The 17,559-nt window shown below is 69.9% G+C and carries 21 protein-coding genes; 13 read left to right on the forward strand and 8 right to left on the reverse strand.

All coding sequences use genetic code 11. The annotated features are described in order from the left end of the window. Positions 1-103 precede the first annotated feature (103 nt). The 5 genes from phnE (ACFW16_RS06345) to ACFW16_RS06365 form a co-directional block, all read right to left on the reverse strand. A complete protein-coding gene (gene phnE, locus ACFW16_RS06345) occupies positions 104-961 on the reverse strand; it encodes a phosphonate ABC transporter, permease protein PhnE (protein ID WP_380302964.1) in 858 nt (285 codons plus the stop codon). A 2-nt stretch (positions 962-963) separates the two neighbouring features. Further along, positions 964-1,839 carry a phosphonate ABC transporter, permease protein PhnE gene (phnE, locus tag ACFW16_RS06350; RefSeq protein WP_380302966.1) on the reverse strand — a complete coding sequence of 292 codons (876 nt, stop codon included), beginning with the start codon at positions 1,837-1,839 and terminating at the stop codon, positions 964-966. A 13-nt stretch (positions 1,840-1,852) separates the two neighbouring features. Then, entirely contained in the window at positions 1,853-2,782 is a 930-nt protein-coding gene (gene phnD, locus ACFW16_RS06355) for a phosphonate ABC transporter substrate-binding protein (protein ID WP_380302968.1), read from the reverse strand. 45 nt (positions 2,783-2,827) lie between these two features. Then, positions 2,828-3,655, reverse strand: a complete 828-nt coding sequence (gene phnC, locus ACFW16_RS06360; protein ID WP_380302970.1) for a phosphonate ABC transporter ATP-binding protein — start codon at positions 3,653-3,655, stop codon at positions 2,828-2,830. Positions 3,656-3,920: 265 nt separating this feature from the next. Beyond that, complete coding sequence (locus tag ACFW16_RS06365) at positions 3,921-4,685, reverse strand: IclR family transcriptional regulator (RefSeq protein ID WP_380302972.1); 765 nt, start codon at positions 4,683-4,685, stop codon at positions 3,921-3,923. A gap of 114 nt (positions 4,686-4,799) precedes the next feature. Between ACFW16_RS06365 and ACFW16_RS06370 the strand changes: the two genes are divergently transcribed. From ACFW16_RS06370 to ACFW16_RS06415, 10 genes are all read left to right on the forward strand, one after another. Beyond that, positions 4,800-5,642 carry a transporter substrate-binding domain-containing protein gene (locus tag ACFW16_RS06370; RefSeq protein ID WP_380302974.1) on the forward strand — a complete coding sequence of 281 codons (843 nt, stop codon included), beginning with the start codon at positions 4,800-4,802 and terminating at the stop codon, positions 5,640-5,642. Positions 5,643-5,826: 184 nt separating this feature from the next. Next, positions 5,827-6,498 (forward strand): amino acid ABC transporter permease, encoded by a 672-nt coding sequence (locus ACFW16_RS06375; protein ID WP_380302976.1) that lies wholly within the window; start codon positions 5,827-5,829, stop codon positions 6,496-6,498. Continuing rightward, on the forward strand, positions 6,498-7,151 hold the full coding sequence (locus ACFW16_RS06380) for an amino acid ABC transporter permease (RefSeq protein ID WP_380302978.1): 654 nt from the start codon (positions 6,498-6,500) through the stop codon (positions 7,149-7,151). Before ACFW16_RS06375 ends, ACFW16_RS06380 begins: the two co-directional genes overlap by 1 nt. 395 nt (positions 7,152-7,546) lie before the next feature. Further along, a complete protein-coding gene (locus tag ACFW16_RS06385) occupies positions 7,547-8,539 on the forward strand; it encodes a calcium-binding protein (RefSeq protein WP_380302980.1) in 993 nt (330 codons plus the stop codon). A gap of 133 nt (positions 8,540-8,672) precedes the next feature. Next, the gene (locus ACFW16_RS06390; RefSeq protein ID WP_380302982.1) at positions 8,673-8,897 is read left to right on the forward strand and encodes a hypothetical protein; all 225 of its coding nucleotides are present in this window, start codon (positions 8,673-8,675) and stop codon (positions 8,895-8,897) included. 171 nt (positions 8,898-9,068) lie between these two features. Beyond that, positions 9,069-9,404 carry a hypothetical protein gene (locus ACFW16_RS06395; protein WP_380302984.1) on the forward strand — a complete coding sequence of 112 codons (336 nt, stop codon included), beginning with the start codon at positions 9,069-9,071 and terminating at the stop codon, positions 9,402-9,404. Positions 9,405-9,417: 13 nt separating this feature from the next. After that, positions 9,418-9,642 carry a hypothetical protein gene (locus tag ACFW16_RS06400; RefSeq protein WP_380302986.1) on the forward strand — a complete coding sequence of 75 codons (225 nt, stop codon included), beginning with the start codon at positions 9,418-9,420 and terminating at the stop codon, positions 9,640-9,642. 82 nt (positions 9,643-9,724) lie between these two features. After that, a complete protein-coding gene (locus tag ACFW16_RS06405; protein ID WP_380302988.1) occupies positions 9,725-9,889 on the forward strand; it encodes a hypothetical protein in 165 nt (54 codons plus the stop codon). 249 nt (positions 9,890-10,138) lie between these two features. After that, positions 10,139-10,876, forward strand: coding sequence for a class I SAM-dependent methyltransferase (locus tag ACFW16_RS06410; RefSeq protein WP_380302990.1), 738 nt, complete (start codon positions 10,139-10,141; stop codon positions 10,874-10,876). Positions 10,877-10,883: 7 nt separating this feature from the next. Next, entirely contained in the window at positions 10,884-12,077 is a 1,194-nt protein-coding gene (locus tag ACFW16_RS06415; protein ID WP_380302992.1) for a multidrug effflux MFS transporter, read from the forward strand. 180 nt (positions 12,078-12,257) lie between these two features. On the opposite strand, the gene ACFW16_RS06420 is transcribed toward ACFW16_RS06415, so the two are convergent. Beyond that, complete coding sequence (locus ACFW16_RS06420; protein WP_380303052.1) at positions 12,258-12,632, reverse strand: acyl-CoA thioesterase; 375 nt, start codon at positions 12,630-12,632, stop codon at positions 12,258-12,260. Positions 12,633-12,752: 120 nt separating this feature from the next. Between ACFW16_RS06420 and parE the strand changes: the two genes are divergently transcribed. The 3 genes from parE (at position 12,753) to ACFW16_RS06435 (ending at position 16,011) form a co-directional block, all read left to right on the forward strand. Beyond that, the gene (gene parE, locus ACFW16_RS06425) at positions 12,753-14,750 is read left to right on the forward strand and encodes a DNA topoisomerase IV subunit B (protein WP_380302994.1); all 1,998 of its coding nucleotides are present in this window, start codon (positions 12,753-12,755) and stop codon (positions 14,748-14,750) included. Between the two features lie 137 nt (positions 14,751-14,887). Then, on the forward strand, positions 14,888-15,409 hold the full coding sequence (locus ACFW16_RS06430; protein ID WP_380302996.1) for a hypothetical protein: 522 nt from the start codon (positions 14,888-14,890) through the stop codon (positions 15,407-15,409). A 59-nt stretch (positions 15,410-15,468) separates the two neighbouring features. Continuing rightward, positions 15,469-16,011, forward strand: coding sequence for a hypothetical protein (locus tag ACFW16_RS06435; RefSeq protein ID WP_380302998.1), 543 nt, complete (start codon positions 15,469-15,471; stop codon positions 16,009-16,011). Positions 16,012-16,187: 176 nt separating this feature from the next. Here the strand turns inward: ACFW16_RS06435 and ACFW16_RS06440 are convergent, their stop codons facing one another. Both ACFW16_RS06440 and ACFW16_RS06445 read right to left on the reverse strand, forming a co-directional pair. Next, entirely contained in the window at positions 16,188-16,892 is a 705-nt protein-coding gene (locus tag ACFW16_RS06440) for an alpha/beta fold hydrolase (protein WP_380303000.1), read from the reverse strand. Then, the gene (locus ACFW16_RS06445) at positions 16,889-17,431 is read right to left on the reverse strand and encodes an isochorismatase family protein (protein ID WP_380303002.1); all 543 of its coding nucleotides are present in this window, start codon (positions 17,429-17,431) and stop codon (positions 16,889-16,891) included. Before ACFW16_RS06445 ends, ACFW16_RS06440 begins: the two co-directional genes overlap by 4 nt. Positions 17,432-17,559 lie beyond the last annotated feature (128 nt).

Here is a 17,559-nt window from a genome sequence, read left to right on the forward strand (position 1 = left end):
ACGTCCGGCTGACGATGGCGGATGAGGTCGCGGACGGCAACGCGCCGTCACCGGCAGGCCCCGAGATTCTATCGCCCGGGCGGGCAACGCCGCGGCGACGGCATCATCCTTGCCGGGCCGGCGGGCGGATGATCGCCATCCGGATCCGGCGCGACAGGGTGTCGATCACCGCCACCGTCACCAGGATCATCAGGATGATGAACAGCACCTCGTCCCAGTTGTTGATGCGGATGCGCTCCGACAGCTGCAGGCCGATGCCGCCGGCGCCGACGATGCCGAGGATCGCGGCCGAGCGGGTGTTGGATTCGAAGAAGTAGAGGGCGTGGCTCAGCATCAGCGGCAGCACCTGCGGCAGCACCGCCAGGCGCAGCGACTGCAGCCCGTTCGCCCCGGCCGCGCGAACGCCCTCGACCGGCCGGCGGTCGGCGCCCTCGATCGCCTCGGCATACAGCTTGGCCAGCACCGCGACATCACTGAAGGCGATCGCCAGGATGCCGGCGAAGGGGCCCATGCCGACGGCGCTGACGAAGATCAGCGCCCAGACCAGCGTGTCGATGCCGCGGAAGCCGTCGAACAGCCGGCGCAGGCCGAAATGGAACACCCAGTTCGGCACGATGTTGCGGGCGCCGAGGACGCCCAGCGGCACCGCGGCGACCACCGCCAGCAAGGTGCCGAGGAACGCCATCGCCAGCGTCTCCACCAGCGCATAGGCGAAGTCCCAGGCGGCGCCGCCGTCCGAGGGCGGCAGCATCAGCCGGACCAGGAAGCCCAGCTTCGACAGCCCGCCCCAGATCCGCGCCGGCGAGGCGTCGATCCACCACAGGCCGAAGCCGAACAGGGCGAAGAAGCCGATCCACGCCCCCCAGCTGCGCGCCCGCTCGGCGGCGGAGCGCCGGAACAGCCGGGGATGGGCCGTGCGCAGCGCCGCCAGCTCCGCCGCGGCGAGGGTCGCCTGGGCCATGGTCACACCACCCTGAGCGCGTCGCGGCCGATCAGGCGGTGGCGCACCGCCTCGCAGCCGAGATCGATGATCGACACCATCGCGATGATCAGCAGCAGGATCGCGCTGATGTCGGGGTATTCGAACTGGCGCACCGCCAGATACAGCTCCTCGCCGATGCCGCCGGCGCCGACGATGCCGATCGCGGAGGCGGATCGGACATTGATCTCGAAGCGCAGCAGCCCGTAGCTGGCGAAGTTCGGCAGCACCTGCGGCAGCACCGCCAGCCGCATGATCATCGGCCAGGTGCCGCCGGCGGCGCGGACGCCCTCGATCGGCCCCGGGTCGACATTCTCGTTCACCTCGGCGAACAGCTTGCCCAGCGAGCCCGCTGTGTGGACCGCGATCGCCAGCACGCCGGCGAAGGGGCCGAGGCCGAAGGCGTAGACGAAGACCAGGGCGTAGACCAGCTCCGGCACCGTCCGCGCCACCTCCAGCAGCCGCCGGCAGGCGAAGTGCAGGATTCGGCTCTGGACCAAGTTGCGCGAGGCCGGGAAGCACAGCAGCAGCCCGGCCGCGCCGCCCAGCACCGTGCCGGTGAAGCCCATCAGCACGGTCTCGCCGGCCAGGCGCAGCCAGATGCCGAGCCCCCAGTACCACTCGCCCAGATCGGCGCCGAGGGTTTCGACGCGCAGCACCGGAACGGTCCCCCAGACATAAGCCCAGGCCTGCGGCAGGCCGGCCGCCAGCCGCGCCGGGTCGACCTGGCCGACGAGGACGGAGGCGACCAGCGCCGCGGCCAGCACCAGGCCGAAGCCCAGCGTACGCAGCCGCTTCTCCGCCAGCTGCCGGCGATAGCCGCGCTCGAAGCCGTCGATCGTCCCGGGGCGGTCGGTCATGGCGCCGCGCCGGTCAGGAACCGCGGCGGCGGCGTTCCGCCGCGTTCATCTCGGTGATGGCGATGACGTCGAGATAGTCCTCGTGCCTGGCCGGGGCGAAGGCCGACCATTTGCCGTCGCTGAGCTGCTTCTGCGCCTCCGGATCCTCCTTCGGGAAGGCGGACAGCGCCTCGGTGAAGGCGTCCTGCAGCTCCTGCGGCAGGTCGGTGCGGACCACCCAGGGCGAGTTCGGGATCAGGTCGGAGGTCCAGATGATGCGCACAGCGCCCTCGGGGATCATCCCCTTCTCCCCCATGCGCTGGATGTTGCCGCGCTGCGGGTTGGTCCAACTGGTGGCCGCGGCCTCGAAGGTGCCGTTCACCAGGGCGATGATGCCGAGCTCGTGGCTGCCCGCGAAGGCGGTGTTGCTGAAGAAGGTGTCCGGATCGATGCCGTTCTTCTTCATGAAGTAGAGCGGCACGGCGTAGCCCGAGGTCGAGTTCGGGTCGGCATAGGCCAGCGACTTGCCCTTCAGGTCCTGCAGGCTCTGATACGGGCTGTCGGCGCGGACCGCGATCACCGAATGATAGCCGGTGGCGCCGTCCATCTCCTGCGTCACCGCGACCGGCTTGATCCGGTCGCCCATCACCTTGCGGGCCAGGGCGTAGCTGGCCGGGCCGATAGTGGCGAATTCGGCGTTGCTCGATCGCAGCGCCTCGACCACGGCGGCATAGTCGGTGCCGCGGGTGATCTTCACCGGCACGCCCAGCTTGCGGCTGAGATAGGCGGCGAAAGGCTGGTAGCGGGCGACCGCGTCCTTCTCGTTCTCGCTGCTGGAGATGCCGAAGCGCAGCTCCGGATACTGCTGGCGCCAGTCATCGGCCCGCGCCGGCAGGGTGGCCAGGGCGGTGACGGCGAGGGCGGCGGCCAGGGCCAGGCGGCGCCGCAGGGAAGCGATCGGCATGGGGGCTCTCCGGGCAAGATGGCCGGCCCGCGGGCCGGCGGGTCGTCAATGGGCGAAGGCCGGTTGCGGCCGGGGCACGGCCGGCCGGGGGGCCGCCGCGGGGATGGTGTCGGTCAGGCTCTCGTCGACCGCCTCGTCGCCGCCGCGGCCGTAGATCGCCTGGACCCGGCCGGCGGTCAGCTCGGCCGGCGCGCCGTCGAACACCACCCGGCCGGCGGCCATGCCGATGATGCGGTCGCAGTAGCGGCGCGCCGTCTCCAGCGTGTGCAGGTTGCACAGCACGGTGATGCCGTCCTCGCGGTTGATCCGGCGCAGCGCGTCCATCACCAGCCGGGCGTTGCGCGGGTCGAGCGAGGCGATCGGCTCGTCGGCCAGGATGATCTCGGGCGACTGCACCAGCGCCCGGGCGATCGCCACGCGCTGCTGCTGGCCGCCGGACAGGGTGTCGGCGCGCTGCAGCGCCTGGGGCAGCAGATCCAGCCGGTCCAGCGCCCGGGCCGCCATGCCGCGCTCGGCCTGCGAGAAATGCTTGAACATCACCGGCAGCGTGCCGCTGGCGCTGACCCGGCCGATCAGGACGTTGGTCAGGACGTCGAGCCGGTTCACCAGGTTGAACTGCTGGAAGATCATGGCGCAGCGGGCCCGCCAGGCCCTGAGCGGGGCGCCGCGCAAGGCACCGATGTCGGTGCCTGCGAACAGGAGGCGGCCGCCGCTGGGGTCGACCAGCCGGTTGACCAGGCGCAGCAGCGTCGACTTGCCGGCGCCGGAGCTGCCGATCACGCCGACCATCTGCCCGCGGGGGACGTCCAGCGTGACCGCGTCGACCGCGGCCACGGATCCGTAGCGCTTCGTCACCCCGCCGAGCTGCAACATCCGTCGACCTCCTGATCCATAGACCTTGATCCTAAAGGTCTACATGAATTCGTCAGTTGTCGTGCCCGGACCTGAAGAACTCCCGTTCTCACGAAGAAACGATCCGGCGCCTTCGCCAATATCTACGCGAAGTTCATGACACCGGTATTTCGGATATCTGAAATCGACAGGACGGACGACTCGGCCAAAGGTCGATCTCGGACCGGCCGTATCGGGACAGCCATGGGCCTGTTCTAGGACAAGGCTTGTCGGACCGGCCCGGGTTCTACAGTCCCACCGCCCCCGGCGGCGCCAGCGACAGGCGGCGGGCGGCGGCGATCAGGGTGTCGAGCAGGGCGCCCTGCCGCTCCTCCGGCGTGTCCAGCGGGGTGACCAGGCACACGGTCGCCACCGCCCGTGCGTCGCGGTCCACCACCGGCGCCGCCAGGCAGCGGGTGAAGCGGTCGACCAGCTCCTGGGTCACGGCATAGCCGCGCGCCCGCGCCGCCTCGGTCTCGGCGACGAACTCCGCCGGCTCGATCCGCTCGCCCGAGGGCAGCACGAAATCCTCGGCCGGGATGAACTCGGCGATCCCGGCGGCGTTCATATGCGCCACCAGCAGGCGGCCGGAAGCGGTCCAGGGGATCGGCAGCCGGATTCCGACCTCCGAGGTGATGCGGAAGGTGCGGCGCCCGGGCTCGTTCAGCATCACCACGTATTTGTCGCCGTCGAGCATGCAGAACTGCGCCGTCTCGCCGGTCTCGGTGGCCAGCCCCAGCACCTCGCGCCGGGCCCGGCTCAGCAGGTCGACGCCGGCGACATAGGTCTGGGCGTAGTAATGCACGGCGCGGCCGAAGAACACCGCCCCGCCGTCGCCCGCCGGCTCCAGGATCCGGGCCGCGGTCAGCCGGCCGACGATCTCGTAGAGGGTCGAGCGCGGCGCGCCGATCGCCTTGGCCAGCTCGCCCATCCGCACCGGCCCGCGCCGCGCCTGCAGATGCTCCAGGATCGCCACCGCCCGGTCGATACCCCGTTCCCGGCTGGTTGCCATGGTTCCCCCTTCGCTGCGGTCGATTGCATTCGCCCGAAGCCGAGCCTATCGTGCCGGTTGTCCGACATACAAGATGATTGTCCGATATACTGGACAACAAACATGGAGGCTGAGATGCGCATCGTGACCCGGACGCTGCTGTCCGTCAGCGCCGCCGCCCTGCTGCTGGGCACCGCCGGCAGCGCCCTGGCGGCGGACAAGCTCCAGGAGGTGCTGAGCCGCGGCAAGCTGATCGTCGGCACCGGCAGCACCAACCCGCCCTGGCATTTCAAGACCGAGCAGGGCGACCTCGCCGGCTTCGACATCGACATCGCCAAGATCATCGCCAAGGGGCTGTTCAACGACCCGGGCAAGGTCGAATTCGTGGTCCAGTCCTCCGATGCCCGCATCCCGAACCTGACCACCGACAAGGTCGACATCACCTGCCAGTTCATCACCGTCACCGCCGCCCGGGCGCAGCAGGTGAACTTCACCATCCCCTATTACCGGGAAGGCGTCGGCCTGCTGCTGATGAAGGACGGCCGGTACAAGAGCTATGACGAGCTGAAGGCGGCGGGCAGCGGCGTCACCGTCTCGGTGCTGCAGAACGTCTATGCCGAGGCCATGGTGCATGCGGCGCTGCCCGAGGCGGCGGTCGACCAGTACGAGAGCACCGACCTGATGTACGAGGCGCTGAACTCCGGCCGCGCCGACGCCGCCGCCACCGACATGTCGTCGCTGCGCTGGTTCATGAAGCAGAACCCGGACCGCTATGTCGACGCCGGCTACGGCTGGAACCCGCAGACCTATTCCTGCGCCGTGAAGAAGGGCGACCAGGACTGGCTGAACTTCGTCAACACCGCGCTGCACGAGGCGATGACCGGGGTCGAGTACAACACCTACGCCGCCTCCTTCGAGCAGTGGTTCGGCCAGCGCCCGCCGGCCCCGGCCATCGGCTTCCCGACCGAGATGCGCTGAGAGCCCATCCGATAATGCTACTGGCGTGGCCGTCTGATGGCGTCTTCTCCGCTTCCGGTGCTCACGGACTTGAACGTCCGCTGCGCGCCGGTTCTCGAAGCCACCACCAGCCGACTCACGCCAGCGCATTCTCGGACGGGCTCTGTGCCCTTCCTGTGACGGGCCGGCACCAACGGAGACGCGGGTGAACTACCAGTTCAATTTCGGCGCGGTCTGGGATAGCCGCGACCTGCTGCTGAGCGGCCTGGCGCTCGGGCTCGGCCTCGCCGTCGTATCGATCCTGATCGGCTGCGTCATCGGCCTGGTCGGCGCCTTCGCCGCCACCTCGCGCAGCCGGGTCGCCCGCGGCCTGGCCTCCGCCTATGTCACCTTCTTCCGCAACCTGCCGATCCTGGTGATCCTGCTGTTCGTGTTCTTCGCCCTGCCGCGGGCGGGGATCCGCCTCGACAAGATCGACAGCTTCGTCGCCTCGCTCTCCGCCTATGCCGGCGCCTATCTGGTCGAGGTGTTCCGCGCCGGCATCCAGTCGGTGCCGAAGGGCGTGCTCGAGGCCGGCACCGCGCTCGGCCTCAAGCCGATGCAGATCCGCCGCCTGCTGGTAGCGCCGCTGATGCTGCGCAACATCCTGCCGGCGCTGGGCAGCAACTTCATCTCGCTGTTCAAGGACACCTCGCTGGCCGCCGCCATCGCGGTGCCGGAGCTGACCTTCTACGCCCGCAAGATCAACACCGAGAGCTTCCGCGTGATCGAGACCTGGATGGTCACCAGCCTGCTCTACGTCGCCGCCTGCACCGTCATCGCCCTCCTGCTGCGCCGGCTCGAGGCGCGGTTGCGGCTGCCCGGGGGAGCCCGGTGATGGACGCTTTCCTGCAGCAGATCTGGGTCGCCCGCTGGGCCCTGCTCGACGGGGCCTGGCTGACGGTGCAGATCTCGGTCGTGTCGATCGCCGCCGGCACCGTCTTCGGCGTGCTGGTCGGGCTGGCCCTGACCTATGGTGGCCGGGCCCTGCGCTGGCCGGCGCGGCTGTTCGTCGACTTCATCCGCGGCACGCCGGTGCTGGTCCTGGTGCTGGCCGCCTTCTACGTCCTCTCCGTCGTCGGTATCCAGCTGACCGCGATGCAGGCCGGTGTCTTCGCGCTCGCCGTGTTCTGCAGCTCGCATGTCGGCGAGATCGTGCGCGGCGCGCTGCAGGCGATCCCGCCGGGCCAGACCGAGGCAGCGAAGTCGCTCGGCCTCAGCTTCCGCCAGACCGTCGCCCTGGTCCTGCTGCCGCAGGCGCTGCGCCAGATCCTGCCCAGCTGGGTCAACACCGGCACCGAGATGGTCAAGGCCTCGACCCTCTTGTCGGTGATCGGCGTCACCGAGCTGCTGCTGGCCACCAAGGAGGTGATCAGCCGCAACTATATGAGCCTGCAGTTCTACCTGCTGGCCGCGGCGGCCTACTTCGTCGTCAATTTCGCCATCGAGCGCCTCGGCAAGACCCTCGCCCGCCGCACTGCGCTGAAATGACGGCGGACATCAGGGCCTGCCCGCGAAGAGCTTCTGCATTCGTTCCGAAATTGCCTCAAATAAATATTACCGTTTTATGCGCGTCGGACTTGAAGTTCGATCCCGAACATTTACTTTAATTTTGTTGAGTCAGAAAATAAGATTTCGAGAGACAGAATCCGCTCCCTATCTTGGCAATATCGAGTCTATATAGACTTCGAATCGGCCTCGAAATCAGCCAGAAGCCGGCGAAACCTTTCAAGGCTCTCCGGTCCCGCCAGCTTTCGCGGCCGTCCGTGGCCTTTGCCTTGGGCAGGGTCGCGCCCCCGGGGCGTGCGAGCGGCGGCCTCCGGGCCCTGCCCCGCCTCGGGCACCGTCTTCGGACCATAGCTTCTGACTGGAAGGGGGAAACGGACATGACTGCGACCAACGGCACCAACGGTTCCGACATCATCATCGGCACGCCGGGCGACGACACCATCGACGCCGGCGGCGGCAACGACGTGGTGAGCGGCGGCGGCGGTGACGACGTCATCGACGGCGGCAGCGGCTTCGACGTGATCACCGGCGGCGCCGGCGACGACATCATCGACGGCAGCGAGGGCTTCGACGTCATCGATGGCGGCGGCGGCGCCGACTGGCTGCGCGGCGGCGCGGACGGCGACGTCATCACCGGCGGCGCCGGCCACGACCGGATCGCCGGCGGCGACGGCGCCGATACGCTCGACGGCGGCGCCGGTAACGACCTGCTGCGCGGCGGCGCCGGGGCCGACATCCTCAGCGGCGGCGACGGCCTCGATATCGCCAGCTACGCCGAAAGCGATGCCGCGGTCTCGATCAACCTGGCGACGCATGTGAACCACGGCGGCAACGCCGAGGGCGACGTCATCGCCGGCGATATCGAGACGATCCACGGCAGCCGCTTCGGCGACACCCTGACCGGCGATGCCGGCGACGACATCCTGCGCGGCCTGGCCGGCGACGACGTCCTGGCCGGGGGCGCCGGCGCCGACCGCCTGGTCGGCGGCGACGGCAGCGACCGGATCGAGGGCGGCGCGGGCGCGGACACGCTGATCGGCGGCACGGGCGCCGACAGCTTCGTCTACGCCGCGGCCGGCGACACCGGCACCGGCCTCGACACCCGCGACGTCATCGCCGACTTCTCTGCGGCCGACGGCGACAAGATCGACCTTTCCGGAATCGATGCCGACGGCGACGCCGGCAACGGCGACACCGCCTTCACCTTCATCGGCGAGACCGCCTTCTCCGGCCAGGCCGGCGAGCTGCGCTTCGCATCCGCCGGCGGACTCACCACGGTCGTCGCCGACATCGACGGTGACGGCCAGGCCGACCTGTCGATCGCGCTGATCGGCGGCCAGGACCCGGTCGCCGGCGACTTCGTGCTGTAGCGGCGGCGGCGACCGGCGGGCGCGGCCTTCCCGCGTTCGCCGGTCGCGTCTTGCAGCAAGGCCTTGGGCGGGACGGAACAAAGCACGGGCGCCGCGGGTTGCCTGCCTCGTTCCGTCCCGTCCCGAGAGCCCCATGACCCGCCGCCTCCTGCCGATCGCCCTCGCCGCCGCCCTGCTCGCCGCCGGCTGCACCAATATGAACCGGGAGGCCCAGGGCACGCTCAGCGGCGCCGGCATCGGCGCGGCGGGCGGCGTCGCGCTGACCGCGCTCACCGGCGGCAGCCTGCTGGCGGGCGGCGTGATCGGCGCCGCAGCCGGCGGCGTGGCCGGCAACCTGAAGAGCAAGGGCTACTGGTAGCCCCGCCCGGCGGGCACCCTCCCCGCCGCGCCCCATATCCGGGTACGCGCCTCTCCCCCGGCGCCATCTATCATTTGATTATTCTCCCGAAAGGCGGAAGACTAGTTCCGTCATTTCAGTCGGGAGGAAATAATGGCGTTAATATCCATTAGGCCCCTGCTTGTCGGGGCCGTGCTGATCGCCGCCGCCGCGGCGATGCCGGCCCAGGCCGGCGATGTCCCGCTGGTCACCGGCGATCACTGGACCAAGGCGTCCGAAGCCGAGAAGAAGGCCTTCCTGGTCGGCGCCGCCAACGTCATCTCGGTCGAATACGAACTGCGGAAGGACGACCGCCGCGCCCGGCCGGGCATGATCAACGCCCTGATCACCAAGCTGCAGCCGATGTCGCTGACCGACATCTCCAAGGGCATCGATGACTACTACACCACCCATCCGGACCAGCTGTCGCGGGCGGTGGTCGAGGTCATCGTCACCGACGTGGCCAAGATCGAACCCCAGCGGAAATAAGGAGGGCGTGATGATGAAGCGGATTCTTCTGCCCGCGGCGCTGTGCGGCGCGCTGCTCGCGGGGGCCTGCAGCAACATGACCCGCGAGGAGCAGGCCACGCTCAGCGGCGGCGCGCTCGGCGCGGCCGGCGGCGCTGCGATCAGCGCCATCGCGGGCGGCAATGCCGGTGTCGGCGCCCTGATCGGCGGCGCAGCTGGCGCCGTCGCCGGCAACCTGAAGGGCAAGGGCTACTGGTGACGTCTCGGCGCGGTCCGCCACGCCGGCGGGCCGCGCCCGTTTCAACCGACGACAGGAGGGCGTAATGATGCGCGCATGTCTCGTGCTGGCCGCCCTGGCCGGGATCGGCCTCGCGGCGGGCACCGCAAATGCCGGCGGGAGCAGGCTCGAAGGCCTCGGCAAGCCGGATTCCGTCACCGCGGACAGCGTCACGGCCGTGAAGCCGGTCGCGATCGAGGCCAAAGGCAAGGGGAAAGGCAAAGGATAGGATCGATATCCCTCCTGCCGAAACCTGTCCTTGACGCGAAGCCTTTTGCCCGCGATACAGAAGCCATGTCCGTGATCGCGTCCCACATCGTCGTCAGACGCCGCCGCATCGCCGTCGGCGGGACGCCCGGACTCTGTGTGTGCCGACCCTTGGTCGGCACCTGATCCCATGCAGCCCCGCCGGAAACGGACGGGGCTTTTTCTTGGCCATCGCGCACCCCGTCCGCCCGCTTCAGATGGAGTCCGCAAGATGACCCAGAACATCTACGACAACCCCGCCTTCTTCGCCGAATACAGCCGCCTTCGCCGGTCGGTCGAAGGTCTCGACGGCGCCCCGGAATGGCCGGCCCTGCGCGCCCTGGTGCCGGATCTCACGGGCCGCCGCGTGGTCGATCTCGGCTGCGGCTTCGGCTGGTTCTGCCGCTGGGCGCGGCAGGCCGGCGCCGCCGAGGTGCTCGGCCTCGACGTCTCGGAGAACATGCTGGCCCGCGCCCGGGCCACCGATCCGGACGCCGCCGTGACCTACCGCCGCGAGGATCTGGAGCGGCTGGAGCTGCCGCCGGCGTCCTTCGACGTCGCCTACAGCTCGCTGGCGCTGCATTACATCGCCGACCTGGAGGGGCTGCTGGCCAGGCTGCACCGGGCGCTGGCACCCGGCGGCCGGCTGGTGGCCTCGGTCGAGCACCCGATCTATTCCGCCCCTTCCGATCCGAAATGGGTGCGGGACGAGGCCGGGCGCGACGTCTGGCCGGTCGACCGCTACCTGGACGAAGGGCCGCGCGTCACCGACTGGCTGGCCAAGGGCGTGGTCAAGCAGCACCGCACCATCGGCAGCTATGCCGGGCTGCTGCTGCGCGCCGGCTTCACCCTGTCGCATCTCGAGGAATGGGGCCCGACCGCGGAGCAGATCGCCGAGCATCCGGACTACGCGATCGAGCGCCAGCGCCCTGCGTTCCTCCTGCTCGCCGCGGATCGTCGAGAGGCCTGAGGACATCGTGATCCGCCCCCGCAGCCTGCCCTTTCTGGTCCTGCTCGCCGCCCTGGTCGCCCTGGGCGGGATGGCGATCGACATGTATCTGCCGGCGCTGCCGACCATCGGGGCGGAGTTCGCGGCCGGGCCGGACCGGGTGCAGCTGACCATGAGCGTCTATCTGCTCGGCGCCGCCGCCGGCCAGCTCGTGATCGGCCCGTTGAGCGACCGCTTCGGCCGGCGGCCGGTGCTGGTCGGCGGCTTCCTGCTGTTCGCGCTGGCCAGCCTCGGCGCCGTGTCCTCCGGCTCGGTCGAGGCGCTGATCGCCTGGCGGCTCCTGCAGTCGTTCGGCGCCGCGGTCGGCGGCGTCGTCGCCATGGCGATCGTGCGCGACAGCTACCCGGTCGAGGGCGCGGCGCGGACCATCGCCCATCTCAGCACCATCATCGGCCTGTCGCCCGCCGTCGCGCCCTTCATCGGCGGCGCCCTGCTGGAAGCGTTCGGCTGGCGCAGCATCTTCGCCGCCCTGGCCGCGGCCGGGCTGGCCCTGGCCGGCACCGTGGCATTCGGCCTGGGCGAGACGCGGCCGCCGGGGATCCGGCCCGCCAACCTGTTGCGGCAGCTGCTGCACAGCTACACCACGCTGCTCGGCGACCGCCGCTACCTCGCCTACGTGCTCTGCGTCTCCTTCGCCTTCGCCGGGCTGTTCACCTTCATCGCCGGCTCCCCCTACGCCGTGATCGAGCATTGGGGCGTGCCGCCGACTCGGTTCGGCTATGTCTTCGCGGTGCTGCCGATCGGGTTCATGGTCGGCGCCCAGCTCGGCGCCGTGCTCGGCCGCTGGCTTTCGGTCAGCGCCTTGCTGTCGATCGGCGTGGCGCTATGCTGCGCCGCGGGAGTCGCCCTCGTGGCGCTCTATGGGCTCGACGGCGGCCTCGTCGCCTTCATGCTGCCGGTCGCGGCCTATGTCGTCGGCGTCGGCATCATCCTGCCGCAGGGCATCGCCTGCGTGATGGCCGACCACCCGCAGATCGCCGGCGCAGCCTCGGCCGTGCTCGGCTGCGCCCAGCTCGCCCTTTCCGCCGCGGTCGCGGCGCTGGCGGCAGCCATGTCCGACGGCACGCCGCTGTCGATGGCCGTGACCATGGCGCTCGCCGCCCCAGCCGCCCTGCTGGCCGAGCGCATCGCCGCCCTGACCCGCCGGCCGCAGCCGGCCTGACACCATCCATCGATCCCGCTTGACCAAGCGTTCCGCCTATGTTCTCTTGCTCAGACAAGAACATAAGAGGAACATCATGAGCGACTGGACCTTCATCCGCGAGACCGTGACCCTCACCCTGCTGTTCGGCGCCTGCTACGGCCTGGCGGTGGTCGGCTACGGCTGGGGCCTCTGAGCCCCCTACCCGATCGCGGTCTGCTCCGGCGGCAGGGGCCGGGACTTGCCGTCCGCATCGATCGCGACATAGGTGAAGGTGCCGTCGGTGACCTTGACCACGCTGTGGTCGGTGCGCCGCTGCACGAAGGTCTCGATCCGCACCTTCATCGAACTGCGGCCGTTGGCCACCAGCTCGGCATAGCACGAGACGGTGTCGCCGATCCGCACCGGGGCCAGGAAGCTCATCGCGTCGACCGCCACCGTCGCCGTGCGGCCCCGCGCCCGCTCATGCGCCACCACCGCGCCGGCCAGGTCCATCTGCGACAGCAGCCAACCGCCGAAGATGTCGCCGTTCGGATTGGCGTCCTTCGGCATGGCGATGGTGCGGAGGGCCGGCATCCCGGGCGGCAGCAGGAGGGTGGTCACCGATGAAATCCTAGATTTGGTTACGCAGAGGCCGGAAGTGTCTATATGATGGAGGCAGCCCGCACATCCACGAGAAGACCCCGAATCCGGATCATGGCAGATCTGTTCGAGCCCGGCACCAACTCCAACGGCCGCTACACCGCCAGCGACATCGAGGTCCTGGAAGGGCTGGAGCCGGTGCGCCGCCGGCCCGGCATGTATATCGGCGGCACCGACGACCGCGCCCTGCACCATCTGGTGGCGGAGGTGCTGGACAACGCCATGGACGAGGCGGTGGCCGGCCACGCCAACACGATCGACCTGTCGCTCGACGCCGACGGCTTCGTCACGGTCCGCGACAACGGCCGCGGCATCCCGGTCGACGACCATCCGAAATACCCCGGCAAATCGGCGCTGGAGGTGATCCTCACCACGCTGCATTCCGGCGGCAAGTTCTCGAACAAGGTCTATGCCACATCGGGCGGCCTGCACGGCGTCGGCCTGTCGGTGGTCAACGCCCTGTCCGACGAGCTGCGGGTCGAGGTCGCGCGGGATCGCCAACTCTATCTCCAGCGCTATTCCCGCGGCCTGGCGCTGGGGCCGCTGGAGCGCGGCGGCGCGGTGCAGAACCGGCGCGGCACCACCATCAGCTTCCATCCGGACCCGGAGATCTTCGGCGCCGATGCCCGGCTGCAGCCCGGCCGGCTGTACCGGCTGGCCCGGTCCAAGGCCTATCTGTTCCGTGGCGTCGAGATCCGCTGGCGCTGTGATCCGGCGCTGGTGGCGGGCGACGACCGCACCCCGGCCGAGGCGGTGCTGCACTTCCCGGGCGGCCTGTCCGACTACCTCAAGGCGGCGCTGAACGACCGGCCGATGCGCACCCCGACCGCCTTCGCCGGCACCGCCAGTTTCCCAAGCAACGGGGGTCCCGACGGCGGCGGCCAGCTGGAATGGGCGGTGGCCTGGCCCGAGGACGACGACGAGGGCTTCGTCCACACCTACTGCAACACCATCCCGACGCCGCAGGGCGGCACCCATGAGCAGGGCCTGCGCGGCGGCCTGCTGCGCAGCCTGCGCGGCTTCGCCGAGCTGGCCAACCACAAGCGCGCCGGCCAGATCATCGCCGACGACGTGATGTCCGGCGTCGCGGTGCTGCTGTCGATCTTCATCCCGAACCCGCAGTTCCAGAGCCAGACCAAGGACCGGCTGTCCTCGCCCGAGGCGGCCAAGCTGGTCGAGGGCGCGATCAAGGACCATTTCGACCACTGGCTGTCGGCCGACCCGAAATCGGCCGAGGGGCTGCTGGAGTTCCTGACCGACCGGGCCGAGGAGCGGCTGCGCCGCAAGCAGGCCAAGGAGAACGGCCGCAAGACCCCGACCGCCCGCGTCCGCCTGCCCGGCAAGCTGGCCGATTGCAGCCGCACCGCGCCGGAGGGCACCGAGATCTTCCTGGTCGAAGGCGACAGCGCCGGCGGCTCGGCCAAGGCGGCGCGCAGCCGCGAGATCCAGGCGATCCTGCCGTTGCGCGGCAAGATCCTGAATGTGGCCAGCGCATCGGCCGACAAGCTGGCCGGCAACCAGGAGATCGCTGACCTGACCCTGGCGCTCGGCTGCGGCACCCGCAGCCAGTATTCCAGCGACAAGCTGCGCTACGAGCGGGTCATCATCATGACCGACGCCGATGTCGACGGCGCCCATATCGCGTCGCTGCTGATGACCTTCTTCTACAAGGAGATGCGCGGCCTGATCGCCGACGGCCACCTGTTCCTGGCGCAGCCGCCGCTGTACCGGGTGCAGGCCGGCACCACCACCGTCTATTGCCGCGACGACGCCCACAAGGACGAGGTGCTGGCCACCCAGTTCGCCGGCAAGAAGGTCGAGATCAGCCGCTTCAAGGGCCTCGGCGAGATGATGCCGGCGCAGCTGCGCGACACCACCATGGACCCGGGCAAGCGGTCGCTGCTGCGGGTCGAGCTGGCGGACGATCCGGACGACGAGATCGACGGCCGCCGCACCGCCGACCTGGTCGAGCAGCTGATGGGCCGCAAGCCGGAGCTGCGGCTGCGCTTCATCCAGCAGAACGCCGACAAGGCGACCGAGCTCGACATCTGAGGCTGGGACACACGGCCGCAGGCTGTGACCCGGGGCACAAGCGGGACCGAACGGTCAGCGTAGAACGGCGGAGCCCGCCGATTGGCGGCTCCCCGCGCCGCGCCATATCATCGAGACCGGCCGTATCGAGAACGGACATGATCCAGCATCGCCTCCCGCCCCTCGCCGCCCTCGCCCTGACCGCCCCGATCCTGGCCGGCTGTGCCAGTGACCGGGTGGTGGTCTCAGATATCAGCTCCCGCTACTCCCGGGTCGAGTTCTCGGCCGCGGCGGACGGCCGCGACCTGCGCACCGTGATCCAGGGCAACCCCTTCGGCACGCCCGGCTTCGACCAGGCGGTGACCCAGATCATGAACCGCACCTATGTCGGCCCGGCCACCCGCTTCACCACCACGCCCGGGCCGACGGCCAAGCGCGACTACTTCGTCTCGCTGGTGTTCAACCCGGCCCCGGACGTCGTCCCGTTCGCGTTGTGCAACAGCGCGCCGATCCCGACCGCAGCGCCGAATCCGAACCGGATCACCGCCCGGGCCGCCTTCTGCATCACCGGCGGCGAGGCCACGGCGGTGGTCGGCTACGTCGACAATGTCAAAGGGCCGGACGACCCGAACTTCGTCAGCATGATCCAGCATATGATGCTGTCGATGTTCCCGTACTGATCGCGTGGGGCGCCGGCCGGCCCGGCGCCCGCCCGCGGGGCTCGAGAAAGGGAAACGCCATGATCCTGCTTCGATGCGCCCTCGCCGTCGCGGTGCTGGCGCTGGCCGCCTGTTCCGGGCCGCGCATCGTGCGTAGTGATCTCGGCATGATGTATTCGACCGGCGAGCTGTTCGCCGCCGCCGATGGCCGCGACCTGCGCACCGTGGTCCAGGGCAACCCCTTCGGCGCGCCGGGCTTCGACCAGCGGGTGACGGACATCATGACCGGCACCTATGTCGGGCCGAGGACCCGCTTCACCACCACGCCCGGGCCGACGGAGAACCGCAACTACTTCGTCTCGGTGGTGTTCAACGCCCAGCCCGAGGTCAACCCGTTCAACCTGTGCGACCGCAAGACCTGGACCACCGCGCCGGCCAAGCGGCCGATCGTGGTGCGCGCCGCCTTCTGCATCCTGGGCCGCGAGCAGTCGGCGGTGGCGGGTTATCTCGACCAGGCGACCGGGCCGGACGACCCGCAATTCGTCTCCCTGGTCCGCCACCTGACGATCCAGCTCTTCCCCTATGTCCAGCCGGTGCCCTTCGGCCGGCCAGACTTCCCCTGAAAAGTCCGGCGAAGGAGGAAGAAGCCTTATCCCCGTTTGTCATCCTCGGGCTCGACCCGAGGATCCAGGGGCGGCCAGAGCCGTTCGTGGTGGCCCCTGGATTGCCGGGTCAAGCCCCGGCAATGACAATGAGGGCTGGCCGGACCAACAAGGCCTTACCCGCCTCGGGACCAGCCTCAGTCCGGCAAACGCCCGAGCCAGCGGGCCAGCGCGGCGTTGACCGCCTCCGGCTGCTCCATGGTCGACAGGTGGCCGCTGTCCTCGACCACGACGAGATCGGCGCCGGGGATCAGCGACGCCATCTCCTCCGACACCGGCAGCGGCGTCAGCTCGTCCTGCCGGCCGCACACCACCACGGCCGGGCAGCCGATGCGCGGCAGGTCCGGCCGGCTGTCCGGCCGCCCCAGGATCGCGATCTGCTGCCGCAGGAAGGCGTCGCGGCCGATCCGCGCGGCCATCGCCATCACCCGGCCGGTCAGCACCGGGTCCTCGAGCCGCGCCGGGTGCAGCAGCAGCGGCAGCAGCCGCGGCGTCACCCCCTTGAACCTGCCGGTCCGGGCCAGCGCGATCAGGGCGCGCCGGCGGCGGCTCTGCTCCTCCGTGTCCGGCCGTGCCGAGGTGTCGATCAGCGCCAGCCCGGCCACGCGCTCCGGCGCCCGGCGCATGATCTCGAGCGCGACATAGCCGCCCATCGACAGCCCCGCCAGGGCGAAGCGCGGGGGCGCCGCGGCCAGGGCGGCCTCGGCCAGCCCCACCACCGAATCGGCCCCGGCCAGGCTGGCCACCGCCACCGGCCGTTCGACCGAAAACGAATTGAGCTGCGCCGCCCACAGATCGGCGTCGCACAAGAGGCCGGGCAGGAACAGGATCGGCAGGGTCATCGCAGGAAGGCGCTGACCTTGCGGAAGTCGTCGGTCGCGGCCTCGCCCAGCCATTCGAAGCAGACCATCTCGGCGGTCACGATCTCGATGCCGCCCTGCACCAGCCGCAGCTCCGACACCGCCGTGCTGCGCGGCGCCCGTGCCGTGGTGGCGTCGATCGCCACCACCGGCCGGAAGCCGGCATCGTGCAGGTCGAAGGCGGTCTGCAGCACGCAGACATGGCTCTCCAGCCCGCACAGCACGATGGTGCGGCGGCCGATGCCCTCGAGATGGTCCAGCAGCGCCGGCTCGCCGACCGCGGAGAACCGGACCTTCGGCACCACCGGCGCGTCCGGCGCCAGCGCCGTGAGATCCGGCAGGGTCGGGCCCAGCCCCTTCGGATACTGCTCGGCGAACAGCACCGGCACGTCGAGCGCCACGGCGCTGCGGACCAGCGTCTCGATCCCCTTCCGCGCCGTCGCGAAATCATGCATCGCCGACACCAGCTTCTCCTGCACGTCGACCACCAGCAGGACGCCGTCGTTCCGGTCGAGCAGCATTCGTCACCTCTTCGCTTTCGTCACCGCGGCGGCATGACTCGCACCGCGCTAGGGTGAGCCATGCCCTGATGTCTCGATAGTTTCAATTGACTTGACGTGGGTTTTTCCCATTTAAAGGGCCTGCGGCG

It is taken from the genome of Inquilinus sp. NPDC058860 (genome assembly GCF_042743185.1).
In the GTDB taxonomy this organism is placed as follows: Bacteria; Pseudomonadota; Alphaproteobacteria; order DSM-16000; family Inquilinaceae; genus Inquilinus.